General features: G+C 37.2%; 22 protein-coding genes. 10 read left to right on the top strand and 12 right to left on the bottom strand.

Annotation, left to right across the window (positions count from 1 at the left end):
* The first annotated feature begins 82 nt into the window (after window positions 1-82).
* The 4 genes from ACR2MV_RS03950 to ACR2MV_RS03935 all read left to right on the top strand — a co-directional run bounded on the left by ACR2MV_RS03950 (window position 83) and on the right by ACR2MV_RS03935 (window position 6,680).
* A complete protein-coding gene (locus ACR2MV_RS03950) occupies window positions 83-1,603 on the top strand; it encodes a T9SS type A sorting domain-containing protein (RefSeq protein ID WP_434020600.1) in 1,521 nt (506 codons plus the stop codon).
* Window positions 1,604-2,079: 476 nt separating this feature from the next.
* Entirely contained in the window at window positions 2,080-4,425 is a 2,346-nt protein-coding gene (locus tag ACR2MV_RS03945; protein ID WP_434020599.1) for a TonB-dependent receptor, read from the top strand.
* A 76-nt stretch (window positions 4,426-4,501) separates the two neighbouring features.
* Window positions 4,502-6,196, top strand: coding sequence for a glutamate formimidoyltransferase (gene ftcD / locus ACR2MV_RS03940; protein ID WP_434020598.1), 1,695 nt, complete (start codon window positions 4,502-4,504; stop codon window positions 6,194-6,196).
* Between the two features lie 22 nt (window positions 6,197-6,218).
* Window positions 6,219-6,680, top strand: coding sequence for a GNAT family N-acetyltransferase (locus tag ACR2MV_RS03935; protein WP_434020597.1), 462 nt, complete (start codon window positions 6,219-6,221; stop codon window positions 6,678-6,680).
* A gap of 53 nt (window positions 6,681-6,733) precedes the next feature.
* On the opposite strand, the gene ACR2MV_RS03930 is transcribed toward ACR2MV_RS03935, so the two are convergent.
* From ACR2MV_RS03930 to ACR2MV_RS03920, 3 genes are read right to left on the bottom strand one after another with little or no spacing between them, the layout of a single operon-like run.
* Entirely contained in the window at window positions 6,734-7,273 is a 540-nt protein-coding gene (locus ACR2MV_RS03930) for a hypothetical protein (RefSeq protein WP_434020596.1), read from the bottom strand.
* A gap of 55 nt (window positions 7,274-7,328) precedes the next feature.
* A complete protein-coding gene (locus ACR2MV_RS03925) occupies window positions 7,329-8,723 on the bottom strand; it encodes a M28 family peptidase (RefSeq protein WP_434020595.1) in 1,395 nt (464 codons plus the stop codon).
* An 11-nt stretch (window positions 8,724-8,734) separates the two neighbouring features.
* A complete protein-coding gene (locus ACR2MV_RS03920) occupies window positions 8,735-9,094 on the bottom strand; it encodes a Dabb family protein (protein ID WP_434020594.1) in 360 nt (119 codons plus the stop codon).
* 164 nt (window positions 9,095-9,258) lie between these two features.
* On the opposite strand from ACR2MV_RS03920, the gene ACR2MV_RS03915 reads away from it, so the two are divergent.
* A complete protein-coding gene (locus ACR2MV_RS03915; protein WP_434020593.1) occupies window positions 9,259-9,687 on the top strand; it encodes a VOC family protein in 429 nt (142 codons plus the stop codon).
* Between the two features lie 11 nt (window positions 9,688-9,698).
* Here ACR2MV_RS03915 and ACR2MV_RS03910 read toward each other — a convergent pair whose 3' ends face one another.
* The 5 genes from ACR2MV_RS03910 to ACR2MV_RS03890 all read right to left on the bottom strand — a co-directional run bounded on the left by ACR2MV_RS03910 (window position 9,699) and on the right by ACR2MV_RS03890 (window position 13,602).
* Entirely contained in the window at window positions 9,699-11,387 is a 1,689-nt protein-coding gene (locus tag ACR2MV_RS03910; protein WP_434020592.1) for a histidinol-phosphatase HisJ family protein, read from the bottom strand.
* A 146-nt stretch (window positions 11,388-11,533) separates the two neighbouring features.
* Window positions 11,534-12,256, bottom strand: coding sequence for a pirin family protein (locus tag ACR2MV_RS03905; RefSeq protein ID WP_434020591.1), 723 nt, complete (start codon window positions 12,254-12,256; stop codon window positions 11,534-11,536).
* 7 nt (window positions 12,257-12,263) lie between these two features.
* Window positions 12,264-12,701, bottom strand: coding sequence for a MarR family winged helix-turn-helix transcriptional regulator (locus ACR2MV_RS03900; protein ID WP_434020590.1), 438 nt, complete (start codon window positions 12,699-12,701; stop codon window positions 12,264-12,266).
* A gap of 2 nt (window positions 12,702-12,703) precedes the next feature.
* Window positions 12,704-13,234: an NADPH-dependent FMN reductase gene (locus ACR2MV_RS03895; RefSeq protein ID WP_434020589.1), complete on the bottom strand. Its 531-nt coding sequence runs from the start codon at window positions 13,232-13,234 to the stop codon at window positions 12,704-12,706.
* Window positions 13,231-13,602 (bottom strand): DoxX family protein, encoded by a 372-nt coding sequence (locus tag ACR2MV_RS03890; RefSeq protein WP_434020588.1) that lies wholly within the window; start codon window positions 13,600-13,602, stop codon window positions 13,231-13,233. The genes ACR2MV_RS03895 and ACR2MV_RS03890 overlap by 4 nt, the downstream gene beginning before the upstream one ends.
* A 136-nt stretch (window positions 13,603-13,738) precedes the next feature.
* Between ACR2MV_RS03890 and ACR2MV_RS03885 the strand changes: the two genes are divergently transcribed.
* The 5 genes from ACR2MV_RS03885 to ACR2MV_RS03865 are packed head-to-tail and all read left to right on the top strand — an operon-like array spanning window position 13,739 to window position 18,149.
* A complete protein-coding gene (locus ACR2MV_RS03885; RefSeq protein ID WP_434020587.1) occupies window positions 13,739-15,367 on the top strand; it encodes an acyl-CoA carboxylase subunit beta in 1,629 nt (542 codons plus the stop codon).
* A 28-nt stretch (window positions 15,368-15,395) separates the two neighbouring features.
* The gene (locus ACR2MV_RS03880) at window positions 15,396-16,115 is read left to right on the top strand and encodes a YebC/PmpR family DNA-binding transcriptional regulator (protein WP_434020586.1); all 720 of its coding nucleotides are present in this window, start codon (window positions 15,396-15,398) and stop codon (window positions 16,113-16,115) included.
* Window positions 16,116-16,150: 35 nt separating this feature from the next.
* Window positions 16,151-16,567, top strand: coding sequence for a tRNA (adenosine(37)-N6)-threonylcarbamoyltransferase complex ATPase subunit type 1 TsaE (tsaE, locus tag ACR2MV_RS03875; protein WP_434020585.1), 417 nt, complete (start codon window positions 16,151-16,153; stop codon window positions 16,565-16,567).
* Window positions 16,560-17,759 (top strand): alanine dehydrogenase, encoded by a 1,200-nt coding sequence (locus tag ACR2MV_RS03870; RefSeq protein WP_434020584.1) that lies wholly within the window; start codon window positions 16,560-16,562, stop codon window positions 17,757-17,759. Before tsaE ends, ACR2MV_RS03870 begins: the two co-directional genes overlap by 8 nt.
* A gap of 12 nt (window positions 17,760-17,771) precedes the next feature.
* Window positions 17,772-18,149: a hypothetical protein gene (locus tag ACR2MV_RS03865; protein ID WP_434020583.1), complete on the top strand. Its 378-nt coding sequence runs from the start codon at window positions 17,772-17,774 to the stop codon at window positions 18,147-18,149.
* Window positions 18,150-18,203: 54 nt separating this feature from the next.
* Here ACR2MV_RS03865 and ACR2MV_RS03860 read toward each other — a convergent pair whose 3' ends face one another.
* From ACR2MV_RS03860 to ACR2MV_RS03845, 4 genes are read right to left on the bottom strand one after another with little or no spacing between them, the layout of a single operon-like run.
* Window positions 18,204-18,926 carry a head GIN domain-containing protein gene (locus tag ACR2MV_RS03860; protein ID WP_434020582.1) on the bottom strand — a complete coding sequence of 241 codons (723 nt, stop codon included), beginning with the start codon at window positions 18,924-18,926 and terminating at the stop codon, window positions 18,204-18,206.
* A gap of 13 nt (window positions 18,927-18,939) precedes the next feature.
* Window positions 18,940-20,022, bottom strand: a complete 1,083-nt coding sequence (locus tag ACR2MV_RS03855) for a hypothetical protein (protein WP_434020581.1) — start codon at window positions 20,020-20,022, stop codon at window positions 18,940-18,942.
* A 20-nt stretch (window positions 20,023-20,042) separates the two neighbouring features.
* Window positions 20,043-20,591, bottom strand: a complete 549-nt coding sequence (locus ACR2MV_RS03850; protein ID WP_434020580.1) for a DUF4179 domain-containing protein — start codon at window positions 20,589-20,591, stop codon at window positions 20,043-20,045.
* 6 nt (window positions 20,592-20,597) lie between these two features.
* The gene (locus tag ACR2MV_RS03845) at window positions 20,598-21,170 is read right to left on the bottom strand and encodes an RNA polymerase sigma factor (RefSeq protein WP_434020579.1); all 573 of its coding nucleotides are present in this window, start codon (window positions 21,168-21,170) and stop codon (window positions 20,598-20,600) included.
* Window positions 21,171-21,400: the final 230 nt, after the last annotated feature.

Here is a 21,400-nt window from a genome sequence, read left to right as displayed (position 1 = left end):
AAAATAACTGATAATTAGCTATTTAAATGTTATTTAAAAAATAATTACTACATTTATCGGGTATAAATTATAATCATTTGCTATGAAAAAATTTTTACTCGTATTTTTTGTATGTATTTATTTCAACTTTTCAGCGTATGCTCAGGAGGTAGAAATTTATGGAATTGGAATTAGTGGAGAAGCTAATTCAGATTTGATTATTCCGAATATTGAAAACGTTGATAAAGTGGAAGTTGGCGCATTCTATATTAGTGGAAACTCAACCCCCATGGATAATGATGTTTTGTTTAAAGCTTCTAGCGAAAATAAATCTGGTATCTGGAACAATGATGTCATTATGAAACATGATCTTGGTTCAAATTATACCATAGGCTATTTTTCTCAATTCTTTGATAAAATAGATCAAAACGGATTATCCATTTCGGTGAAGCCGGTTGAAAAAGTTCATTCTTTTTATTCCTATATTTATCGAAATGATATAACATCAGAATCAAAAAGTTACATTAATTTCACTCCTGCATTTTTCTATAAAAATGGCGAAAACGACCCTTACGTATATAATATCCCGATTCATAAATCTGATAATTCAAGGAAAATTAAAATTAAAATTCCAGTCTCTGAGTTAAATGATGATGAACGAATTATAGCAATTGAAATTAATGCTGGACCAGTTAATTTTAAAACAGAAGTAAAAAAATGGAATAATGGAAAATCATTTTATTTAGGCGAATTTGTTTTAAAAAATGTTCCTGGAAATGTTACGAATGTTTCAGTAAGTATTTATTCACCTGATAATAAGTACGGTGATTCATTCTTTGTAAGTGGTGTTATTGTCGATGTTGAAAAAGTTGGTTGTACGTTCACCCAAGGGTATTGGAAGAATCATTCTGAATGCAAACGAAACGGTAATGGACCCAAAAGAGACGATACCTGGGATCATATAGGAGAAGGAGAATCTCCTGAGAACAGTACGATTTTCTTTAAATCCGAACAAACGTATTGTGATGTATTTGCTACGCAACCCAGTAATAAAAATGGTAAATATTATATTTTGGCCCATCAATATATCGCCACTGAATTAAATTTATACAACAATTCAGATCCAACAGATATAGCTCATATCTTCAAAGAAGCCTCAAGGTTTTTAGAAAAATACACCCCTGAAGATATTAGAAATAATAAAAATCTTCAGGAAAAAGCTGTTAAACTAGGTGGCACATTGGATGAATACAATAATGGAAAAATTGGTCCTGGTCATTGCGATGACAATGATGATGATGATGATGATGATGATGAGAGCGACACTAAAGTTGAAAGGACAATCATTAAAGAGACGCTCCATGCAAAAAAGATTAAGATCTATCCAAACCCTGTTGTAAGTCAAGGTCAAATTGAATTTAAAGCAGCTTCACCAGGCAAAACAACTGTTGAACTATTCAATATCAGTGGTCAAAAAGTAGCTGATCTTTATAATGCCAGTCATAAGAAAGGTGCAGAACTAATCATTGAATTCAACACCATGCAGTTAAGAAAAGGATTGTATTTTGCAATAATCAAAAATGGTAATGATGTCTTTAGACATAAAATAGCTGTTTCAGACTGATTACTAAAAATATTTTTTCAACTTAGATTCCTTGTGACATCTATATTTAAATAGATTTTGAAAAGGTAAAAACAAAGATTGTTATTTGTATCTTTGAGCTCGAAAGCAGGTAATGAGCAAAAAAATACTTATTTCGTTATTTTTTCTGATAACATTGGTACTCCCGATGAGTATTGGCGTTGTACATGCATTTCATGGGCATGACAATAGTGAATGTCTTGCCGAAAACGAAAGCCATTTTCATTCCGAATCATTCGATTGTGAGCAGCTGCATTATTTCAGTAAGACCGTCAATGGGAGTGATAGTATTTCTACTGATATTCGTGTTGATAGGCTTTTCGCCCAAAATGAATACCATTCAGAGTTTGCATTAATTAGATCCTTTTCTAAGGCCGATCCTGATCGTGCCCCCCCTTTTATCAATGTATTTTAAACAAAAACAAAAAAGTACAATTTTCATTGATAATATTATTCAAATGAAAAGATATTCTATCTCTTTCTTATTTATTGTGCTACTTGCATCGAATAGCTTGTGGTCACAAAACAGCATCAAAGGACTGGTCATTGACGAATTAAACGCTCCTGTGATGGGAGCCGACATCTATATAGAACAATTGCATATAGGAACTATTTCAGATGAAGACGGCAATTTTGAATTGCAAAACATTCCCTTTGGATCTCATAAACTGAGTATCAGTTTTGTTGGGTTTAACACCCAAAACATTGAGGTCAACATGACATCCTCAAACCTTGATCTACGAATTTCAATGGTTCCTTCGGTTTTTCATATAGACGAAGTAATCGTTTCCGCTCCTTTCAATAAATTACAGAGCGAAAATGTAATGAAAATTGAATCCAAGAGTATTGAATCCTTGAGAAAAACAGGAGCTCCTACATTAATGCAAAGTATAAGCAGTATTGCAGGGGTTTCAGAAATAAGCACCGGAACCGGCATTGGAAAGCCGGTGATCAGAGGTTTAAGCGGAAATAGGGTTCTTGTGTATACGCAAGGAGTAAGGCTGGAGAATCAACAGTTTGGAAGTGAACACGGACTTGGGATGAATGATTCAGGCGTAGAAAGCGTAGAAGTCATTAAGGGTCCTGCATCACTGTTGTACGGTTCAGACGCGCTGGGAGGTGTATTGTATTTAAATCCTGAAAAATTTGCCTATCAGGACGAAACGAAAGTAGAATTAAATCAAAATTTCTATTCTAATACGCTCGGAAGCAATACTTCTTTAGGAGTTAAAACCTCAAAAGATAAATTTAAATTAATTTTCAGAGGGGGTTACAACAGTCACGCTGACTATCAGATTCCAGACGGAGATCGCGTAACAAATACGCGTTTTACTGAAAAAGATTTCAAGGCAGGTTTCGGATTGAATCTGGATCGTTTCGTTACAGAATTCAGATATAATTACAATCAATCTGAAATAGGAATCCCGGAAGAGATCGGAGAACAAAGTACATCGAGATCGGTTGAATTACCTTATCAGGATTTAACGACGCATATTCTTAGTTTGCACAATCATATTTACCTAAAAGATTCAAAAATTGATTTTAATATCGGTTATATTGTGAATAACAGAAAGGAATTTGAGGATGAACATGATCATGAAGAAGATCATGAAGGAGAAGATCACGAAGAAGAAGCACATGAAGACGAGGAGCATGAAGAAGGAGAACATGAAGAGGCAGCGTTAGATATGAACCTAAATACCCTGACCTATGATCTTAAATACAATTTCCCCAATAAAGGGAAATTTGAGACCATTGCAGGCGTTCAAGGCATGTATCAAACGAATGAAAATTTTGGAGAAGAAATACTGATTCCAGATGCGGTCACGAATGATATAGGATTTTTGGTGACCAGTACCTTTGAGATTAATGAAAAACACTCCTTACAAGGAGGTATTCGCTTCGATTATAGAAACCTAAAAACAGACCCATACGAAATTGAAGAACATCACGAAGAAGAGGAACATCATGAAGGAGAAGCGCATGATGAAGAAATAGTTGTCGTGGAGGGCATTGAAAGAGACTATAATAATTTCACCTTCTCTTTGGGATATAAATCTATTCTTTTTAACGCAATAACAACAAGAATCAATTTAGCGCGAGGATTTAGAGCACCTAATCTCGCGGAATTAACTTCGTTTGGCGTGCATCATGGGACCAATCGGTTTGAGATCGGTAATCCTGATTTAGAAAGTGAACAAAATTTTCAAACTGATATTTCCTTGGAATATGGGAACGCACATTTTGAAATTTTTGCTAATGGTTTTTATAATAAGTTGGACAATTACATTTTTGCAAATCCCACAGGTGAAATGATCGAGGATCATGATGTTTATGAATATGTTCAAAGTGATGCCAAGTTATACGGAGGTGAGTTTGGTTTCCATTTGCATCCTCATCCATATGATTGGTTGCATCTAGAGAGCAGTTTTGAAACAGTAACCGGGAAACAAGATAGCGGTGACTATTTACCTTTGATTCCTGCCAATAAATGGGCGAATACAATTCGTACAGAGTTCAAAGGTTCGAAAAAGTTTAGTGAAATTTATGCAGCCCTAATCTTGGATTCCTATTTTGCACAAAACAACGTGAGTCAATTTGAAACTGCCACACCTGCTTATAATTTATTCAATATCAGAATGGGAGGAAATCTGAATTTTGATAAAATGAATTTGGGTATCAATATCAGTTTTAACAATTTGCTGAATGAAACATATATTTCTCATTTATCACTGCTGAAAGCAGACATGATTCCAAACCCTGGTAGAAACTTTGTGCTGGGACTCAATTTTAAATTTCTTTAAGACTGTAAATTTTTACTCTTAAAAATCCAACTAATCCTATTGCAATTCCTACATTTGATCCATCAAAATAACTGTCATGGAAAAAAGACTCATAGAATGTGTACCCAATATTAGTGAGGGAAGAGATTTAGATAAGATTCAAATTATCGCAAATGTGGTTGAAACAATTGAAGGTGTAAAACTTCTTGACATTGATCCTGGCAATGCGACCAACAGAACAGTAATCACCTTTGTGGGAGCACCTGAAAAAGTGATTGATGCTGCCTTTTTACTGATCAAGAAAGCAGCCGATCTGATTGATATGAGTAAACATTCAGGGGAACATCCAAGGTTTGGAGCTACCGATGTGTGCCCCTTGGTACCCATTGCAGGTATCACTTTAGAAGAAACGGCGGTATTTGCACACCGCTTGGGTGAAAGAGTTGGAAAAGAATTGGGTATTCCTGGATATTTCTATGAAAAAGCTGCAAAAAAAGAAGAACGCATAAACCTGGCCCATTGTCGATCTGGTGAATATGAAGGTTTAAAAGAAAAGCTCTCAAACAAGGAATGGATACCTGATTTCGGACCTGCCGTTTTTAATGAGCATGTGACCAAAACAGGTGCTACTGCTATCTCAGCACGAGACTTCCTCATTGCATACAACGTCAATTTGAATACTACCTCTACCCGACGTGCCAATGCTATTGCCTTTGATATTAGAGAAGCCGGAAGGGTAAAAAGAGAAGGAAATCCTGCTACCGGTAAAAAAGTACTTGATGCCAAGGGAGAACCGGTGAGAATACCAGGTAAATTAAAAGCTGTAAAAGGTATTGGTTGGTATATCGAAGAATATGGTATTGCCCAGATTTCATATAATCTGACCAATATTAGCATTACCTCTATGCATGAGGCCTTTGATGCCACCTGCACCTCTGCAAATAACAGGGGTTTACGCGTGACAGGCTCAGAGCTTATTGGGCTGATTCCCTTGCAGGCCATGCTGGACGCTGCTGATTATTATTTATCCAAACAACAAAGATCTTTAGGCATTTCTGAAGATGAGAAGATAAAAATTGCTGTGAAGTCTTTGGGACTCGATGATTTAAAACCCTTTGATCCGCAGGAAAAAATAATTGAATATCAATTGGCTGCTAACCAGAAGTCTAAACTTATTGATTTAAGCGCGAGGAATCTGGCAGACGAAACTGCCAGTGAATCTATGGCACCTGGTGGAGGTTCTATCTCTGCTTATGTTGGTGCTTTGGGTGTTTCGTTAGGCACCATGGTTGCGAATCTCTCGGCCCACAAAGCAGGTTGGGACGAGAAATGGGAGCAATTTTCAGATTGGGCCGTCAAAGGGCAGGCCTACAAAGAAAAATTATTGTATCTGGTGGATGAAGACACCAACTCTTTCAATCATATCATAGCCTCATTCAGATTGCCAAAAGGAACTGATGAGGAAAAACGAATTCGAAAGGAAGCCATACAATCAGCGACAAAATACGCTACTGAAATTCCGTTTGAAGTAATGGAAACGGCTTACAATTCAATGGAGGTCATGCAAGCCATGATCAATGATGGTCTGGCAAACTCGTTGTCTGACGCAGCAGTTGGGATATTATGTGCAAGAACAGCTGTAACCGGCGCCTATTTTAATGTTAGAATCAATGCGCGCGACATCACTGACAAATCCTATGTGGAGGCCATATTAAGCAAAGCCAAGGATATTTTTGAGGCGAGTTTAAAAATAGAGGCAGCCATGATGGAAACTATCGACGCTACTATGTAAAATTCTTTTTTATGCCTAAATAATGGATAACATAATCCCTTACAGGCCAGAATTGGCTGCAAATTTCAGAGACCTGAACCTCGAATGGCTGGAACAATTCTTTTATGTTGAAGCCCATGACAAGGAGTTGCTTGAGTCATGCCAGGAAGAAATCATCGATCAGGGTGGTTCTATATTTTTTTATAAAAATAAGGGGCAGATTCTAGGAACTTTTGCACTGATTAAGCATCAGGAAGGTGTCTATGAATTGGGTAAAATGGCAGTTTCTACAGAAGCCAGAGGTCAGGGTATTGGCCAAGAAATGATGGAGTTTTGTATTTCTTATTCGAAAGAGAAAAAATGGAAAAAACTCCTGCTTTATTCCAGTACGAAGCTGAAAAATTCAATCCATATCTATGAAAAGTTCGGATTTAAAGAAATTCAATTAGACCTACAAAACAATCCCTATGCACGGAGCGATATAAAAATGGAATTAATTTTATAGCGATTATACTGCATGAAGACTCTTCATACCAATGATGACCTATGAGTTATCAATTAGTCACGCAATTTACCTTGAAACATACTGGCTTTTGAATTAAAAGGATTTCCTGAAGATCTTCTAAAGCTTACCAATTGACCGCAATGCCATATCGCATCAGCGATAGGACCATTGATATGATTCCAAATGGGATATTCACTGCTTCCTTGGGCTCTTTTAAATACAATGGTGAATTCGCTAATATCTTCACTTGATCTAAAAATATCCGACGCCCTCTTTAAATTTGTCAAAGTCATTGCTCGTTTTTCTTCAAAGGTCATCGAAGAAAAATCGTTCCCTTCATTAGGTTTATGAATAGCTGAATTTAAAATAGTTGTAGACAAACCTAAAATGTGATCAATGGTTTCTGAGGTCGTTCTGGCATCTTCGGATGGCTTAAAGTTCAGGTCCTTCTGTGTCAGTCCTTCTGACGCCCAATAATATCTAAACCCTAAACCATCTACCATTCTCCCGAGAACAGCCCCGGCCGAATACTCTTCAGGCGGTTCGGCAATCTCTCTGTAAGGCAATTCTTCATTAGTATATTGAGAATTCATATGAAAATTTATTAGTAGTGAAAATAGAATTAAAAATACATTTTTCATTGTTCTTTTAGTTTTTAACAGGGAGGGTCATTTTTTTTGCAGTTCCATATTTGTCATATAAATAGATCAACGAAGTCATGGTAGCCGCTCCTAATTCCAATTCCCTTTTGTTTACGGCATCAAAAGTATCATTGGCTGCATGATGATAATCGAAATACCGTTGTGAATCTGGTCTCAAACCAGCCAGCACCATTCCTTCCGATTTCAACGGTCCTATATCTGCACCACTGCCCCCTTTTTCAAAGTAATGGATCAAATAAGGTTTGAAGAGAGGCTCCCAGCTTTTTACCTGAGCAAATTCTTCATCACTGCAATCAAAAGAGAAACCACGTGGAGTGAATCCTCCTGCGTCACTTTCCAGGGCCATGACATGATTTTCATTATTCATTTTCGCTTCTTCGGCATATTTTTTACCACCACGTAAACCATTTTCTTCATTCATAAAAAGAACGACACGGATACTTCTTTTCGGTTTAGACTCCTGCATACTCAATAAACGAAGCACTTCCATCGATTGCACTACTCCTGCCCCATCGTCATGCGAACCATCTCCAAGGTCCCAGGAATCCAGATGTCCTCCAACAATGATGAATTCATTCGGATATTCTGAACCCGTAATTTCTCCAATTACATTATATGATTCAACATCCTCCATCTGAATACATTGCTGATGAAAGCCAAGTTGTAAACCCTTGTCTTTCTTTAAATATGCACTCAACATTTCAGCATCATTGGTGCTGATAGCTGCCGAAGGAATTCGTTGATCTACAGGTAGATCTCCATAGGTCATTGACCCTGTATGCGGAAAATCATCCAGACGCAAATTTGGTGATCGAACGATCACACCTAATGCTCCAAGCCTTCCTGCCTCCATTGCTCCTGCATATCTTTGATCAACACAACCTCCATAAGCCTGAAAAGTTTGAATCAAGGTTTCTTCCATAGCACGATTAAAAAACACAATTTTTCCTCGGATTTGATCTGCTTCCAGAGATTTCATTTCTTGAATTCCCTGAACCTCAATTACCTGACCTCTAAGTCCTTCCTGAGGCGTTGCCACAGATCCACCCAAGGCGCAAATATTTAATTCATAACGTTTTCCTGCGGATTCAAAGTAGGCTGTTTCCTTTTCACCCCGAACCCATTTAGGAACCATTACAGGCTGTAACCATACCCTGTCAAGTCCAAGCTTCACCAGTTCTGACTGGGTATACTCAACTGCCTTCTGCGCCCCTACAGATCCTGACAATCTACTTCCGATCTTGTTTGATAAATGATCTAACCAGGCATAACTCATACCATCACTCAGTGAGGTGTTGTAAATTTTTTTTAATACTTTTTCGTCTTCCTGACCAAACATAGTGATGCTCAAAAGCAACAAGCCAATTTTAAAAATTCTCATAAACTATTTATTTATTCCGTCCAATAATCAAATACCATCACATCCTCTAATACAGGTTCAACAATGGTTACAAAAGCTTTATGATCGGGGTGAGGTAAATACACATCTCTTCCCTTTTCACTATCAAAGGTGAGTAAAAAACCATGTGAAAAATCTTTGTTTAAGTTCTCTGGTGAATTGTTCAAGCCCCATTCAAAAGCCTTGATCTCTTTAATTTTCGAGGGCAATAAAGCAAACGCTTTTTCTACTCTTTGAATATCCAGATCTGAAGTACCCTCTTTAAACTTAAACATGACCACGTGTCGGAGTTTTTTTGAGGTCACTTTGGTTTCTTCAACTTGATTCGTGACATTTCTTTTTTCCTTTTCCATATTACAGGACAAGAGACTTGTTAGACATAAAAAAATCAAACATTGGGCCGGATATTTCATTATTTATTTTTGATAAAGATACATTTCTCAATGATAAAATTAGTAAAATGAATATTTTTATCCTGACCTTTACCACTTTTAATCAACTAAATTAAGACGGAAATATGAGTACTGTAAGCCCATTTCATTTAGCCATTCCTGTTGACAATCTTAGCGTCTGCAGAAGTTTTTATAGAGACGTATTAGGATGCAAAGAAGGCCGAAGTTCTTCTCATTGGGTCGATTTCAATTTTTTCGGCCATCAGTTTGTCCTACATGAAAAACCTGAAGAAACTACAGCACCTAAAAAAGTTTATAACGAAGTAGATGGTCATCAGGTTCCCGTTCCTCATTTTGGTGTTGTTTTGGAATGGAACCAGTGGCAAGCTTTAAAAGAAAAACTAACCAATCATCGAATTCACTTCATTATTGAACCATATATACGGTTTAAAGGCGAAGCCGGAGAACAGGCCACCATGTTTTTTATTGATCCGGAAGGAAATGCCTTAGAATTCAAGTCTTTTAAAAATATTGATAATCTATTTGCACTTTAGGAATCGTCTGCTTACATGCTATAAAACTCCACCAGATTGGCTTCGTAATATTGTTCACCTAATTTGGTAAGCAGGTCTCGAATAACGTTCGAATCTCCATCAATTGCCAAAGCAGAGTAACCTACTTTGTTTCTTTTGCCGAGTCGCATATCAATAATATTAATATGCTTGGAGGCCAGCGCCGACAGCAAAATGAGCAGTACTCCAGGAGAATTTTCGTGTCTGGTTATGATCATTTTAGAATTCAAAGCAATTTTCAATTCCACACCATCCATTTCATAGAGATAAACTCCTTGGCCATTAAACTCGGGTAAATCAATGTTTTCAGAATAGCTGAGTTCTAAAAAAGTATTTTGATCAGTCCCATGAACAAAGTCAATGGCATTTTTTACATTTCCATTTTCTTGCTCAAGGGTTAAAAAAGCCACTGCCGTACCATCATTATTAGAGTGCAACCTTGCTGTTTCAACGTTCACCCCTTCTGAAGCTAAAGAATTAAACAGGGAGGACAGCACTCCAGCTTGATCCAGGTGTTTAGAAAACAGTCCTTTTACCTTGATTCCTTGGGCATGAGGTGTCTCGTTGGACACTGTAATCGACTTGTTCCCCTTTCGAATTCTCACTGCATTATAATCACCCATCCCAGTTGCATTCTTATAAATATCAACAAATTCAGAAAAAGAGCCACCAAAGGAAAAATCAGGAATAATTCTTCTACTTCCATGGTGAAACCGCTGGTTTAACAACTCGATTCCTTTATTGAGAATGGTATATTTCACTTTCAATTCATGGTCATCAAATATGGTTCTCTTTTCAGGAATCAACTTCGAAAAACTCACATATTGTTCATATCCCGCCTCATAAATATATTCCAGACTCTCCTTGAAGTTCAAGCCATAATAACGCACATGATGCGTATCTGTTCCAAGCGCTACAGGTATTTGCAATTCAAAGGCTCGTTTTAAGATATTCTGAGAAGGATACACACCCACGCCCTTAAAATCACCTGCCATATCAACATCCAGCGCCAAATCACGATCTGCAATAATTTCCAACAAGGTTCTGAACTTATTTGCTAAAGGATGAGAACTGGTTTCAAAGTTTTGCAATACCTCCGGTACTTCCACATTTAGTTTTGGAAGATCTATGTGTCCTACTACCTGAATCATATCTCCGAAAGATTCAATCATCTGAATCATTTCATTGATATATCCATTCCAGTAAGCTTCCAGGGAACCTCTTAATTTCAACAATTCCAGGGCCTCTTCTTTTGATCCGTCATAAGGCAATCCTTCCGGAGCAAAATGCACCGAACCAATCACAAAATCTGCTTCTTCAGCTTGAAATATTTTAGATCTTGACCATAACAATCCCAGATCCGGTCCCATCCATTCAAGCTCTACCCCATATTTAATATTGATCTTTCCCTCATACTTCTCTCTCAGATTCGCGATTCTTTTGGGGTAGTTAAGGTAGGAACGATCTCCTCTAATGAACTTAATATTGGTATCTCTTTCTGCTTCATACCTGAAATTAGTCAATCTCGGAGAATGAATGATAAAAGTGATACTAGGATGCTTCTGCTCAATGGCCTTGTCAACAATGTCTTCAAGTTTATCAATACCATGTTTTACATGATCGTTTTCGGTTCCTGCATGAATCCCGTGGGTCTCCCAAATAAAATCGTTAAATTTCTTCATCAGTAATGATCAATATATGCTCAAAAATTATTGCTGCAAACATAAGAATTGCCCTGCAGAATCAGAATAGAAAACTCCATAAATTTAGATAATATGGAAACCTTTATTCAAATACTTATGAATACCTGATAGAATTCTTAGATTGATTAAAAAACCATGGGTACTTCAATTAAAAGAATTTCCGCATCTTCATGAGATGCTATGTTGCATGAATCGGTATGCCAGATTCCCATGGCATCACGTGCTTCAAGTAATGAATTATCAATTTCAATCTGTCCGGAAATCAACATCGCATAGACCCCGTGATTTGCAGATCGTAATGTATAGTCAAAAGAATTTCCTTTTGTCAAATCTATTCTTGAGATCTGAGCATCCTGATGGATGCTTAAAACATCCTCGATACCATCTTTGTAAGAATGTACCAATACCTGTAGTGTATTTTTTCGCTTTGAGGCTTCGAATATTTTTTGCCCATAGGTGGGCTCAATGTGCATTTTATCGGGTATTATCCATATTTGAAATAAGTTTAACAATTCATTGGATGCTCCGTTTTTTTCTGCATGTTGAATACCGTTTCCTGCTGACATCACTTGAACTTCTCCCGTCTCCAAAGGAATCCAGGTATTGCTCATAGAGTCTTTATGCTTCAAGCTACCTGACAGAGGAATGCTGATGATTTCCATGTTATTATGGGGATGTTCACCAAAACCGGCACCGCCTTGAATAAAATCATCATTCAACACTCTTAAGGCTCCAAAATGTTCTTTTTGCGGATTTCGATAGTTTGCAAAACTAAAGGAGTAATTCGCCTTTAGCCAACCATAGTCTGCAAATCCTCTTTCAAGGGCTTTAAATATTTTTGACTTCATATCTGTATTATCTTATTTTATCCAACAATTCGTTTAATGTTTTTGCTTCATTTTCAGTGAGACGATTCAAATGACTATCAAACTCAGATAAATCTATCTTTTCAACAAGGCTCAGTCCCTTTTTTGAAATTTTTACAAATACAACCCTTCTGTCATTTTCACACCTACTCCTCTCTATCAATCCCTTTTCGCATAACTTATCCATGAGCCGGGTACTATTTGGAGATTTTTGAATCATACGTTCTTTCACTTCAGCCACCATAATCTCCTTTTTAGCTCCTCTGAGTATTCTCAGAATATTATATTGCTGTTCAGAAATATTATAGGGTTTTAAAAGTCGGTTCCCAATTTGATCCAGCCAACTTGCAGTATATTTAATGTTCAGCAAGGCCTTCACTTTTTGATTTGGGAATTTTGAATTGATCTCTTTTCCTAAATCACCCATATCTATATGGCTTTAGATAATGCAGTAGCGGCTTCATTTATCTGTAATTTCAAGGCATCATCCACAACATCTCCGTCGATAAAGTTTTGTCCAAAGGATGGAAATGTCATAGACGCAACTATGTTTCCACCGTTGTAAGGAAACCTGCTTAAGGCAAGCTCCATTACGGACTGACCTCCTCTTGGACCAGGTGATGTACTCAGCAGCAGCATTGGTTTATTTCGCCATACTTTCCCTTCTATTCTTGACAACCAGTCAAACGTATTTTTAAAGGCTGCGCTATAGGCGCCATTATGTTCCGCCAAAGACAGCACGATGCCATCAGACTCTTCCAGTATTTTGTTTAAAGCATTCAAATCATCAGGAAATCCAGATTCATTTTCAATATCGATAGAATACAAGGGCAGATTATAATCGTTTAAATCGAGATTAATGATTGAAGCGTCATTCACCAGACTTCCGGCATATTCCGCCAACACTTTATTGATGGATCCTTTGCTTGAACTTCCTCCAAGCGTTATTACTTTTTTCATGATATTTTATTTAGGTTAAACAATTTTCTTCCATAGATGTAAGAGATCAACAACAATACCATCGCTATGACAGCACCAAATTGCTCCCCATCACCGATCATATAATGTGCAAAGAATGCCAGAATAAATTCAAAAAACAATGCTGAATAAGCCCATTCTTTAATGACAGATTGTTTTTGACTCAGCAACACCACAACCGCCGCGACCTTTGCAACAGCCAGAGGGTAAATGATATATAAGGGATAGCCAAAACTGCTGAAAAGCGTTGATACCTCTTCATTATTAAACACATACATTCCTGCTGACATCAACAGTAATGCGCTTAGTAAAACTGTACTTGACCAGTACAAAATTTTAGTTACTTTCATTTCGATTCATTTAAATTAGGCTACAAAGATACATAAAATAATTTATATTTACCATGGTAATTAATTTCATGGTAAATATTTATTCTAAATTAAGTTGCATTTCGTACTTTAGCCCATTATAATCTTTCAGAAAAGCATGGATATCAACTTCAATACGAACGAAGATCACAACAAGCTACTTATCGCGCAATTAAAAAAGAAACTAAAATTAGTTTATAAAGGTGGTGGTGACGCACGTATTGCCAAACTTCATGCCGCCGGTAAAATGACAGCGAGAGAACGTGTTGATTTTCTTTTTGACACTCCTTCCACAGCTCTGGAAATAGGAGCGTTTGTTGGAGAGGACATGTATGAAGAACAAGGTGGTTGTCCATCCGGAGGGGTTGTGGTTAAAATTGGTTTAATCAAAGGAAAACAATGCATTGTTGTGGCCAATGACGCCACAGTTAAAGCTGGTGCCTGGTTCCCAATTACTGCTAAAAAGAATTTAAGGGCACAGGAAATTGCCATGGAGAATAAACTACCCATTATTTATCTGGTGGACAGTGCAGGTGTATTTTTACCAATGCAGGATGAAATCTTTCCTGATAAAGAACATTTTGGGAGAATATTCAGGAACAATGCCATTATGAGCAGTATAGGTATTACCCAGATTGCAGCAGTTATGGGTAGTTGCGTCGCTGGAGGGGCCTATTTACCCATTATGAGTGACGAATCACTCATTGTGGATAAAACCGGCAGTATTTTTCTCGCCGGCAGTTATTTGGTAAAGGCTGCTATAGGAGAAATGATCGATAATGAGACTCTCGGAGGTGCTACGACACATACAGAAATATCCGGTGTTTGCGATTATAAGGCTGCTGATGACCAAGATGCACTGGAAACGATCATCAATATTATTGATAAAATTGGTGCTCCTGATTCGGCAGGTTTCGATAGGATCAAATCGGAAAAACCCAAGGAAAATGAAGCAGATATTTTTGGACTTTTGCCCAAAGCTCGCACCGCTCAATATGATATGAAAAAAATTATCCGTTGCATGGTCGATAATTCCGAAATGCAGGAATACAAAGCTGGATATGGAAAAACATTGATATGTGCCTACGCAAGAATTGATGGCTGGGCAGTTGGCATTGTAGCCAATCAGCGAAAAGTTGTAAAAAATGCCAAGGGTGAAATGCAGTTTGGAGGCGTGATTTATTCTGATAGTGCCGATAAAGCAACCCGATTTATCGCGAATTGTAACCAAAAGAAAATACCACTTGTTTTTCTTCAGGATGTAACTGGTTTTATGGTGGGTAGTAAATCGGAACATGCCGGAATCATAAAAGATGGAGCAAAAATGGTGAATGCCGTTAGTAATTCAGTGGTACCTAAATTTACGGTTGTCATCGGAAACAGTTATGGAGCTGGAAATTATGCTATGTGTGGAAAGGCCTATGATCCAAGGCTTATCGTGGCTTGGCCTAGTGCAGAATTGGCTGTAATGGGAGGTGCTCAGGCGGCAAAAGTGTTATTGCAAATTGAAACAGCCACTCTTAAAAAGCAAGGTGAAAAAATAAGTAAGGAAAAAGAAGAAGAAATTCTAAAAACGATTACAGATAAATATAATAAGCAAATATCTCCTTATTATGCAGCGGCCAGGTTATGGACAGATGCCATCATTGATCCTATGGACACAAGACACTGGATCAGTTCTGGCATACAGGCAGCCAATCAGGCACCTATAGAAAAGCAATTTAATCTGGGAGTAATACAAGTATAACGACAAAAAATCAGACAAATAAGAGGACATGGGAAGAGCATTTGAATTTAGAAAAGCCAGAAAAATGAAGCGTTGGTCGGCTATGGCCAAAACGTTTACGCGGATTGGCAAAGATATTGTAATGGCCGTAAAAGAAGGTGGAGCCAACCCTGAAACCAATGCCAGGTTGCGAGCTGTAATGCAAAATGCAAAGGCAGCCAACATGCCTAAAGACAATGTTGAAAGAGCTATTAAAAAAGCATCAGACAAAGATACCGCCAACTATAAGGAAGTTTTATTTGAAGGCTATGCGCCGCATGGAATTGCCGTATTAGTGGAAACCGCCACTGATAACAATAACCGCACAGTAGCCAACGTAAGAGCCGCTTTTAACAAATGTGACGGCACCTTTGGCACCTCAGGTTCGGTCGTTTTTATGTTTGACCATACTTGTAATTTTAGGGTCGATGCATCAGGCCTCAAAATGGATTTGGAAGAATTTGAACTTGAATTAATTGATTTTGATGTCGAGGAAGTGTTTGAAGATGAAGATGGTATCTTAATCTATGCTCCTTTTGAGCAGTTTGGTGCGATTCAATCTTATTTAGAAGAACACGAACTTGAAATACTATCCTCTGGTTTTGAAAGAATTCCAACTACTACTAAAAGACTCAATGAAGAGGAACAGGCGGATGTTGAAAAACTCCTGGAACGACTGGAAGAGGAAGATGATGTTCAAAATGTCTACCATTCAATGGACCTGAGTTAATTGTTCTTTCTCTGGCTATCACGACAGTTTAAAAAATGGAAAAAAACTACACCCTCGCTGACCTTTCTGATGTTGCCCGTTGGCTCATTGAGAATGCCAATTCTAAAGTATTGTTGTTTTATGGTGCCATGGGTTCAGGCAAGACAACGTTGATAAAAGAAATTTCCTATCAACTGGGCGTTGAGGATGTAACCAGCTCCCCGACATTTTCCTTGGTCAATGAATATCATTCAGCCAAAGGTGATTTGTTATATCATTTTGACTTTTATCGCATTAACAAGGAAGAAGAAGCGTATGACATGGGAATAGAAGAATATTTGGATCAGGATGCCTGGTGTTTTATTGAGTGGCCCGAAAAAGTTGAAAATTTACTACCTTTAGACTCGGTTGTCATTCAACTGACTATCAACCAAGATAACACCCGAACCATAGAATTATCAAATAATGTCTAAACAATTATCACCTTTCAGCCGTGAAGAGCTGATGCCTAAACCTGAAATGCTTGAAGTTAAAAAGCACAAGGATGAATTGTATATCGGCATACCCAAAGAAACGCATTTTGACGAAAAGCGTATTTGTTTAACGCCCAACGCGGTGGCTGCCCTTACCTCTAATGGTCATCGGATTGTTGTAGAATCAGGTGCAGGTGACGGAACGAATTACACGGACAATCAGTATTCAGAAGCAGGAGCAAAAATCTCCTATAATTCAAATGATGTTTTTGCCTGTAATATCATTTTAAAAGTAGAACCTCCTTCGCTGGATGAGATAAAAATGATGAATCCTCAGAGTGTTCTTATTTCTGCCATGCAGATCAAAACACAAACCAAAGCGTATTTCAAGGCCCTGGCAGAAAAAAGAATCACAGCCATTGCCTTCGATTACATTCAGGATACCCATGGCATCTACCCTCTTGTAAAGTCTTTAAGTGAAATTGCCGGTACTGCTTCAGTGCTTATTGCCGCAGAGATTATGAATAATAACAATCTCGGGAATGGACTATTACTAGGTAATATAGGTGGTGTTCCTCCGAGCAAGGTGGTAATCATAGGTGCCGGAACAGTTGCTGAATTTGCCGCCCGATCTGCACTGGGACTCGGTGCTACCGTTGAAGTTTTTGATAATTCTTTGACAAAATTAAGAAGCATTCAGCATAAACTGGTACATCCCATCGCCACTTCAACCATTCAGCCAAAAAACTTATTAAAATCGTTGACAGAATGCGATGTCGTGATCGGGGCATTACGTGGAAAAACCAGAACTCCTGTCGTAGTTGATGAATCGATGGTAGAACAAATGAAAGATGGGGCTGTTATTATAGATGTGAGTATTGACAATGGAGGTTGTTTTGAAACTTCTGAGGTAACGACACACGGAAAACCAACTGTCGTCAAGCACGGTGTAATTCATTATGGTGTGCCAAACATTCCTTCACGATACTCGAGAACTGCCTCGGTTTCCATTAGCAATATTTTCACCCCCTATTTGTTGGATATAGGAGAAATGGGAGGTATTGAGAATGCAGCCAGATTTGATAAAAGTCTTCAAAAAGGCATGTACTTTTATCATGGCATTCTCACAAATAAACATATTGCAGATTGGTTTAGCCTGCCATTTACTGATATTAATTTACTTATTTTCTAGTCAATGGAAGACATGAAAACGCGTTTTACGCTCTATGGAATTGGTTTCGCCATTGGAATCGTACTTGTGTTCTTTTTTCTGGGTGGGAAAAAGGCATCTTGCAATTGGTTGCCAAATGACAGGATTTTAAATATTATTCAACAAAAACATATTAGTTTCAGTCCCGAGGTCAAAGAGCAATTGCTGAATTCTGAAACGGATAGCCTCGATATTATGTCCATACTTAGCATGGGTGAAATCGATTTTTCAAAAAGCAAGGTGAAAAATGATCCTTGCAGGAATTATTGGATCGAAGGAACTCATAAACAACAAGCGTTGGTCATTACGGTTGAATTGTGTGATTCAATAGCAGTAGTAAAAACACTGGATAAAAAAGCACAAAAAAAATAAATGCCGATGCTACGAATAGTATCGACATTTATTCATTAACTAACCACACTGTTTTTAGTAAGAACTCACATTTCCGGAGCCACTCACTTTGATATCTTCAATTCTTGGTTGGCCTTTGTATTTAATATCTCCTGAACCCGACACTCTTGCCTCTATTTCCTTCTCAATATTAGCTCCAATAAATCCTGATCCAGATATTCTTAGTTCTGCTTTTTCTACTTTTAAATCATAGGCATCAATATCTCCTGATCCAGAAACTGCTGCCTCAAGCTCTTTGGCAGTGCCTGAAAGTTCAATGTCACCGGAACCTGATATAGCCGTTTCGACTTCCTGTACATCGATGTCCACCTTGACGTCGCCAGAACCGGCAAGGGCTACCTCCAACGAATTGCCTTTTATAACATCCTTTCCTACAATTTCTCCCGAACCTGCCATGGCCAAAGAATTGATACTCTTAAAATGAACGGTGATGGTTGTTTTCGAACTTGTTCTGATGTTCATACCACTTTTCCATTTGATCTTTAACTTTCCATTGTTTACTTCAGTAATCAAATATTTTTCAAGATTTTCTTCTACCCTGATGTCTAGTTTGCCTTCATCACCGGCTACCAGAAAAACATCAAATGAACCTGAGACTCCTACGCCATCGAAACTTCCAACGTTTCTTGTTTTATTAATTGTTTTTCCGTTTCCTTTAACTTTTTGAGCATAAGCAGTACCAAATGACATGCTTAGAATAAAAAGGATCACTGTTGATTTAATCATGATTTTTTTCATTAGTATGGTTTTATTAGTTGTTATATAGTTTGACACCACCGTATTCTGAATTGATCTCGATACTGGCACCTGAATTTTCATTATTTACAAAGCCTTCATAATAATGAGATTGAGACTTGACTACTTTTTTCAAAAACGTAATATTATCCTCGTCATAGTCAAAACCCGCATAGCTTAAATTAGCCACAAAGTTGAATGAAACACCCTCTTCTAAACCGATTTTAATTCCGGTATAATCTGAATGAATATCTATACTATCAAACCCTTTTTTCACTTTCTCTACTTTAATTCCGCCGTAATCAGCCTGAATGTCAAGTCTTTTATAGATTGTTCCAAAACGCATGGTTAAATAATCTCCATGTCCGTCAATAATATTGGCATTACCAACCACTACTTTTCCATAATCGCAGACAAAGTTCAATTCTTCAAGATTCTCAAATTCAGAATCGGTATAATCGGCATTTAATTCAATCTTTTTGGCCTTTACAACGGTGAATTTCGAATAGTCGGCATTAATGCTTCCTCCGTTCATTAATTCAATTTCCGAATCGGATGTATAATCAATATTGATACTATTGTCCGTATGGTATAGGTTACCGATCATTATTTTTCCATAATCACAATTAATCTCTGCCCTCCCCTTAATTTCATTTAAGGAAATTGAGCCATAGTCATTGTTTAAATCAACACTATTTGTAACGGGTACCTTTACCTTATAATTGATCTCATAATTCATTTTATTCCCGGAGTTATACCAGCTTTTTGAATTATTTGATATGCTTGTTTTCGCCGAAACTTCCGATCTGCTACTTTCGAAATTTACATTGATCTTAGATAATCTCTCTATAACTTTCGATTCATTATTACCACTTACCGTGATAGTCACTTCAATCTCAATTCGATTCTGGTCCCAGGAAATAACATCTACATTTCCGTATTTGTTTTTAATATGAAGCAATGCATCCGCATTTACATCAAATTCTTTCTTAATGGTTTTTGATTTCTCGTGATCCCATTTCTTCTTTATTGGATTGGCCATACTCAACATGGGCAACACCATAAAAATTGCTATTAATAATTGTATTTTTCTATTCATGACTTTGTTTAATATTAAGATTAGACTCTATTTTCCTGAGGCGCCAATTCTTCAAACTCCTCAAGTCGATCCATTAAATTCTGTAAGACCTGAAGTCTACTTTGAAAATTATTGATCATGGCATATATAACACGTTTATCAGCGTTGCTTTCTTTGAGCTCTAAAGTAAGTTTGCGATAATTTGTTTCAAGTAATTCCAGTTGAATAAAGGCATCATCAATAATCTTCTGATTTGCCTCCGTTTTCTTTAATTTAATTTCATTTATTTCTTTTTGAATGGTTGCCACATAAAAATTCTGCGTTTCCTCCATTTGAGGAGATACTTCAGCTAATTCAATTCCCTGTTCTATACTAGTTGACTGATTGTAATTACCCATCCAGTAACCAAAAAACAATAATACAGAGGCAGCAATCGCCAGCACGTACCAGGGAGTTCCCCCTTTTTTCTTTGGTTCCGTTTTTTCTTTGTTCAATTTGGCTTGAAATCGCTCAAAATGTCCAATATTCGGTTCCACAGCATCAAATTCCTGTCGCTTATCTCTAAAAAAATCTTCCATGTTATTTTTCATGATACTTTAATTTAAGACGGATGACTCCGTTAATAATTTTCTTAACCTGCTCTTTGCTCTTGATATGGTGGTCCTGCAATTCTCATTACTTATATCCAATATCAAAGCAATCTCTTCATTATCATAACCTTCAATGAGACTTAGATTCAGTATATTTCGATAACTTTCTTTTAAAAGTCCCATAGCCTTGGACACCTCCTGTACTTTTAAATTGACGTAATCAACCTTAGAATCGTTTTGTACAACATCATCATCACTCTCTAACTTTCGGTCTACTATTTCAAGGTTTACTTCCTGCAATTTGTTTTTCTTCTTTATATGTGTCAAACTTCTGTTGATCACAATTCTCTTTAACCAGGCTCCAAAAGGTACTTCTCCTTTAAAAGTGTCTAATTTTGTAAAAGCATTTAAAAACGCTTCCTGCATTACATCCTCAGCATCATAGCTATTCTGCAGAATTCTGATGGCAGTATTAAACATCGCTTTATAGTATAATTTATATATCTCAAATTGCGCTGTGGTACTACCTGTTTTACATGCTTCTAAAAGCTCCGTTATATGTTTTTGTTCTGCTTGCAATGTTTGGTTTCTATATTAATGACAAATGATTTATTCTAGTGTTACAGTTTGACTAAATTAAAATTACAATTATTTATAAAATATTAAAAATCAGGCAGATAATTTCTCCTATTTATCACAATTAATTTTCCGACCAGATATTACTACTTGGCACAGGAATTGAATACTATTAGTGGCAGGAATGACTTGAATGAAGTTAACTTGCTTTGAATAAGAGAATTAAAGAACAG

The organism is Lutimonas sp. (genome assembly GCF_051011215.1).
In the GTDB taxonomy this organism is placed as follows: domain Bacteria; phylum Bacteroidota; class Bacteroidia; order Flavobacteriales; family Flavobacteriaceae; genus Lutimonas.
This window is presented reverse-complemented; position numbering and strand designations above follow the sequence as displayed.

Coding starts and splice junctions, on each gene's coding strand:
- ACR2MV_RS03950 (WP_434020600.1), top strand. CDS start 83: ATGAAAAAATTTTTACTCGTATTTTTTGTATGTATTTATTTCAACTTT.
- ACR2MV_RS03945 (WP_434020599.1), top strand. CDS start 2,080: ATGAAAAGATATTCTATCTCTTTCTTATTTATTGTGCTACTTGCATCG.
- ftcD (WP_434020598.1), top strand. CDS start 4,502: ATGGAAAAAAGACTCATAGAATGTGTACCCAATATTAGTGAGGGAAGA.
- ACR2MV_RS03935 (WP_434020597.1), top strand. CDS start 6,219: ATGGATAACATAATCCCTTACAGGCCAGAATTGGCTGCAAATTTCAGA.
- ACR2MV_RS03930 (WP_434020596.1), bottom strand. CDS start 7,273: ATGAATTCTCAATATACTAATGAAGAATTGCCTTACAGAGAGATTGCC.
- ACR2MV_RS03925 (WP_434020595.1), bottom strand. CDS start 8,723: ATGAGAATTTTTAAAATTGGCTTGTTGCTTTTGAGCATCACTATGTTT.
- ACR2MV_RS03920 (WP_434020594.1), bottom strand. CDS start 9,094: ATGGAAAAGGAAAAAAGAAATGTCACGAATCAAGTTGAAGAAACCAAA.
- ACR2MV_RS03915 (WP_434020593.1), top strand. CDS start 9,259: ATGAGTACTGTAAGCCCATTTCATTTAGCCATTCCTGTTGACAATCTT.
- ACR2MV_RS03910 (WP_434020592.1), bottom strand. CDS start 11,387: ATGAAGAAATTTAACGATTTTATTTGGGAGACCCACGGGATTCATGCA.
- ACR2MV_RS03905 (WP_434020591.1), bottom strand. CDS start 12,256: ATGAAGTCAAAAATATTTAAAGCCCTTGAAAGAGGATTTGCAGACTAT.
- ACR2MV_RS03900 (WP_434020590.1), bottom strand. CDS start 12,701: ATGGGTGATTTAGGAAAAGAGATCAATTCAAAATTCCCAAATCAAAAA.
- ACR2MV_RS03895 (WP_434020589.1), bottom strand. CDS start 13,234: ATGAAAAAAGTAATAACGCTTGGAGGAAGTTCAAGCAAAGGATCCATC.
- ACR2MV_RS03890 (WP_434020588.1), bottom strand. CDS start 13,602: ATGAAAGTAACTAAAATTTTGTACTGGTCAAGTACAGTTTTACTAAGC.
- ACR2MV_RS03885 (WP_434020587.1), top strand. CDS start 13,739: ATGGATATCAACTTCAATACGAACGAAGATCACAACAAGCTACTTATC.
- ACR2MV_RS03880 (WP_434020586.1), top strand. CDS start 15,396: ATGGGAAGAGCATTTGAATTTAGAAAAGCCAGAAAAATGAAGCGTTGG.
- tsaE (WP_434020585.1), top strand. CDS start 16,151: ATGGAAAAAAACTACACCCTCGCTGACCTTTCTGATGTTGCCCGTTGG.
- ACR2MV_RS03870 (WP_434020584.1), top strand. CDS start 16,560: ATGTCTAAACAATTATCACCTTTCAGCCGTGAAGAGCTGATGCCTAAA.
- ACR2MV_RS03865 (WP_434020583.1), top strand. CDS start 17,772: ATGAAAACGCGTTTTACGCTCTATGGAATTGGTTTCGCCATTGGAATC.
- ACR2MV_RS03860 (WP_434020582.1), bottom strand. CDS start 18,926: ATGAAAAAAATCATGATTAAATCAACAGTGATCCTTTTTATTCTAAGC.
- ACR2MV_RS03855 (WP_434020581.1), bottom strand. CDS start 20,022: ATGAATAGAAAAATACAATTATTAATAGCAATTTTTATGGTGTTGCCC.
- ACR2MV_RS03850 (WP_434020580.1), bottom strand. CDS start 20,591: ATGAAAAATAACATGGAAGATTTTTTTAGAGATAAGCGACAGGAATTT.